This is a genomic window from Arthrobacter sp. JCM 19049 (assembly GCF_001310435.1).
Window position 1 is genome coordinate 1 of record NZ_BAXF01000788.1, and the last position, 773, is coordinate 773.

The 773-nt window shown below is 69.1% G+C and carries 1 protein-coding gene and 1 pseudogene; both read right to left on the bottom strand.

Features of this window, described 5'->3' with window-relative positions; translation table 11 throughout:
- Nucleotides 1-212, bottom strand: a 212-nt coding sequence (locus JCM19049_RS16270; protein WP_279403439.1) for a (d)CMP kinase, incomplete at its 3' end; no start/stop codon positions are given.
- Nucleotides 209-773: pseudogene (locus JCM19049_RS16280) on the bottom strand (prephenate dehydrogenase dimerization domain-containing protein); the annotation flags it as partial. The gene JCM19049_RS16270 and the pseudogene JCM19049_RS16280, both read right to left, overlap by 4 nt.

The following is a 773-nucleotide window of genomic DNA, read 5'->3' on the forward strand; positions in this document are numbered from 1 at the left end:
TGCAGGTCCGCCTCGCGCACCGCTTGGGCGACGGCGGCCGCGTCGGAAAGGTCCGCCCCGGAGGCCAGCACCGCGTAGGTCACCGCCCGGTACATGGCCCCGGTGTCCAGGTAGGCGGCCTTCAGGGTGCGGGCCACGGCCTTGGAGACCGAGGACTTGCCCGATCCGCTGGGCCCGTCGATCGCGATCACCAGGTGTTCGTTGCTGCTCACTGCACTACCTTCCATCCGTTGTGCGTCAATACGTTGATCAGTTCATCGCGCCGTCCCGGCAGCACCGAAACGTCCACCAGGCCCACCTGGTGTCCGGCGGAGTGCTCCATGCGCAGGTCCTCCAGGTTGATCCCGGCCGCCCCGATCTCGTTCAGCAGCTGGGCGATCTGCCCGGGCCGGTCATCGACCACGACGGTGACCAGCGCGAAGGCCTGCGGCGGGGCGCCGTGCTTGCCGGGGATGCGCGCATGTCCGGCGTTGCCTCGGTCATCAGCTGGGACAGGTCCAGCAGCGCGCCGGACTGCGGGTTTTCCAGGGTGGTGATCAGCCGGTCCAGGTCATCCTTCATGGCCCCCAGGATCGGGATCAGCGCCTGGGCGTTGTGCGAGAAGATCTGGATCCACAGCTTCTCGTCGCTGGCGGCGATGCGGGTGGTGTCGCGCAGCCCGTTGCCGGCCAGCCCCAGCTGGTGGGCCGGGGCGTTGAGCAGCCGGGAGGCGATCATCGAGCTGGCGGCCTGCGGGAAGTGGCTGATCAGCGCGACCGACTCATCGTGCTCGG